Source organism: Xanthomonas sp. SHU 199 (assembly GCF_000364665.1).
Lineage (GTDB): Bacteria > Pseudomonadota > Gammaproteobacteria > Xanthomonadales > Xanthomonadaceae > Xanthomonas_A > Xanthomonas_A sontii.
In genome coordinates, this window is the sequence record NZ_AQOI01000505.1 from 1 (window position 1) to 3,195 (window position 3,195).

The following is a 3,195-nucleotide window of genomic DNA, read 5'->3' on the forward strand; positions in this document are numbered from 1 at the left end:
CAGGCCGAGGCGGCGGCGTTGCAGGACCAGGCGCTGTGCACCAGTAGCGGCCTGCGCCTGGCGGCGCTGGCAGGTGCCGTCTCGGCGGCGCATGGTGGCCACCACGACGATGCCGGCCTGGCGCACGCGCCGGCCTGCGATTACTGCCTGCTCGCCGCGCGGCTGCTGCCGTGGGTGGCGCTGTTGCTGGCGTTGCTGCCCTGGCGCTGTCCGCCAGTGCCGGTGGCAGCGCGGCACAGCCTTGTCGTCACGGCCACCGCACGCCGCGCACACCCGCCGCGCGGACCACCGCTGTTCTCCTGATCCACGGGTTGCCGTTTCCGTGCCGCGGCGCCGCTGCGGCACGCCCTCGTGCCGACGGAGTTTTCGCCATGTTCCGTTTTCCTGCCATGCCACCGGTGGTGGCGTGCTGTTGTGTGTGTCTCGCCGCGGCCGCGCCCGCCCATGCCGCCGATGCGCCGCCCGGCGCCGCCGGCGATTCCGTGCTGACCCTGGGCAAGGTCCAGGCCACCTCGCCGCTCGCCGCCGGTTCCAGCGCGCGCAGCGTGTTCAGTTCCGTCGACATCCTCGGCGGCGATCTGCTGCAGGACCAGCATGTGGACTACAGCTGGGAGTTGCTGATGCGCGCGCCCGGCGTGCAGGTGACCCAGTTCAAGATGGGCACCGACGCCGGGCGCTTCTCCTTCCGCGGCTTCAACGGCGAAGGCCGGATCAATGCGGTCAAGTTGCTGATCGACGGCGTGCCCAGCAACGACAATGCCGGCGCCATGCCGTACCTGGATGCGGTGTTCCCGCTGGACATCGCCGCGATCGAGATCGTGCGCGGTACCAACGACCCGCGCTACGGCCTGAACGCGATCGCCGGCAGCGTCGACGTGCTGACCCGCAGCGGCGGCAACGACGGCCGCGCCAGCGTCACCGTCGGCAGCTTCGGCACCCGCGAGGTGCAGGCGACGCAGGGCATCGAGCGCGGCGCCTGGAGCCAGAACTACTTCGCCGCCTGGCGCGACAGCGACGGCTATCGCGACCATGCCGACGCGCGCAAGCATGCGTTCGCCGGCAAGTGGTTCTACACCGATCCGGACGGGCGCTGGCGTGCCGGACTCAGCGCGCGCGACTACCGCAACACGGCGCTGGAGGCGGGGTATCTGGACTACGCCACCGCGCAGCGCGCGCCGCGCAGTTCGCCCGACTACGCGCGCGACGACCGCAGCCAGCGCCATACCACGCAGGTGTCGCTGCATCTGGACGCTCGCCTGGCCGAGACCGTGCAGGGCAGCGCCAAGGCGTACTGGAACCGCTACGACAACCAGCGCTGGGTGCGCTTCACCGCGGCCGGTGCGCAGCAGGAACGCGACACCGACGAGCGCCAGCGCGGCGTGCTGGCCAGGTTCAGCTGGCGCCCGGCGCTGGCCCGTGCCGATGCCTTCGCGCTGGAGGGCGGGGTCGACGCGCAGTGGCAGGACAACCTCTCGCAGCGTTATCGCACGGTGGCACGCGTGCGCACCGCGCCGTTGCGTGACTGGGATTTCGATCTGCACACCGAAGGCGCCTACGTGCAGGCGGTGCTGCGGCCGACCGCGCGCCTGCAACTGGTGCCGGGCTACCGGGTGGATCGGGTCGGCGGACAGTTCCGCGACCTCGCCAGCGGCGCGCGCTATCCGACCTACGCCTACGGCACGATCCGCCAACCCAAGTTCAGCGCGGTGTACGCCCTGACCGCGCAGGCCAGTCTTTACGCCAACATCGGCCGTACCTTCCAGATCGGCAGCGGCAACGGCGCCTACCGTACCCAGGCGCGCAACCTGGCACCGTCCTACAACGATGGCTGGGAGACCGGCCTGAAGTTCGCCGGTGCGCAGCAGCGCTGGGACGCACGCGTGGCTTACTGGGAGCAGCGTGCGTCCGACGAAGTGGCGACCATCCTCGGCGTGAACGGCAGCGTCGGCACCGGCGAGGTCGGCAACGTCGGCAAGACCCTGCGCCGCGGCTGGGATGCGCAACTGAACCTGCGTCCGGACGAGCGCTGGACGCTGTGGCTGGCGTATTCGCGGCAGCGCGCGGTCATCGTCACCCCCGACCCGAGCGCGCCGGCCACACGCGGCAAGGAAATCGAGAACGTGCCGCACTACCTGGCCAACGCCGGCATCGACTGGCAGGCCACGCCGCGGCTGACACTGTCGGCCTGGGGCAACGCACAGGGCGATTACTACGTGGAGCGCAGCAACACCCTCGGCCGCTACGGCGGCTACGCGCTTGCCAATCTCGGTGCGACCTGGCGCTGGCGTGCGCAGCGCGAGGGCTCGCTGCAACTGAAGAACCTGACCGATCGGCACTACGTCTACGCCTGGTACGACAGCGGGTCCTCCGGCTACTCGCCCGGCGACGGCCGCGCGCTGTACGCCACGCTGAGCTGGGGCTGGTGATGGCGACGCACTCTCCCGCTTCCGCTGTGGCGCCGGCACGCTTCTACCGCGCCGTGTGGCGCTGGCATTTCTATGCCGGCCTGCTGGTGCTGCCGCTGCTGGTCTGGCTGGCGCTGACCGGTGCGGCCTTCGTCTATCAGCAGCCGATCGATGGCTACTTCCACCGCGCGCTGAAGACCGTGCCGGTACCCCCCCACGCGCAGACGCTGGCGCCGCAGCGGCTGCTGGACGCGGCGCTGGCCGCGCAACCGGGCCAGGCACTGCGCTACACCACGCCGCCGCGGCGCGATGCCTCGGCGGAAGTGACCATCGCCACCGCCGATGGCCGCCGCGAGGTCGTGTACGTGGACCCGTACCGGGCGCGGGTGCTGGGGCAGTTGCCCGAGCACGGCACGGTGGCCTGGACCATCCGCCGCCTGCACAGCCTCGACTACGTCGGCTGGTTCGCCAATGCGCTGATCGAGGTGGCCGCCGGCTGGGCGATCCTGCTGGTGTTCACCGGCGTGTACCTGTGGTGGCCGCGCGGGCGCCGCGGCGGCGTGACCACGGTGCGCGGGCGGCCGGCGCAGCGGCTGTTCTGGCGCGATCTGCATGCGCTTACCGGCAGCGTGGTCGGGGTGCTGCTGCTGTTCCTGGCGCTGACCGGGATGCCGTGGTCGTGGTTCTGGGGCGCGCAGGTCAACCGCCTGGCCAATGGTCATCACTACGGCTATCCGTCCGGGCTGCGGGTGGACCTGCCGATGTCGACGCAGCGGCTGAGCGACAGCGA

General features: G+C 71.2%; 3 protein-coding genes. All 3 read left to right on the forward strand.

The window, feature by feature from the left end; genetic code table 11:
- Positions 1-303: DUF2946 family protein (locus tag D183_RS0115610; protein ID WP_017909831.1), on the forward strand; the 303-nt coding region annotated here is incomplete at its 5' end.
- Positions 304-371: 68 nt separating this feature from the next.
- The gene (locus D183_RS0115615) at positions 372-2,426 is read left to right on the forward strand and encodes a TonB-dependent receptor (protein ID WP_026144531.1); all 2,055 of its coding nucleotides are present in this window, start codon (positions 372-374) and stop codon (positions 2,424-2,426) included.
- Positions 2,426-3,195: PepSY-associated TM helix domain-containing protein (locus tag D183_RS24950; RefSeq protein WP_039728018.1), on the forward strand; the 770-nt coding region annotated here is incomplete at its 3' end. The genes D183_RS0115615 and D183_RS24950, both read left to right, overlap by 1 nt.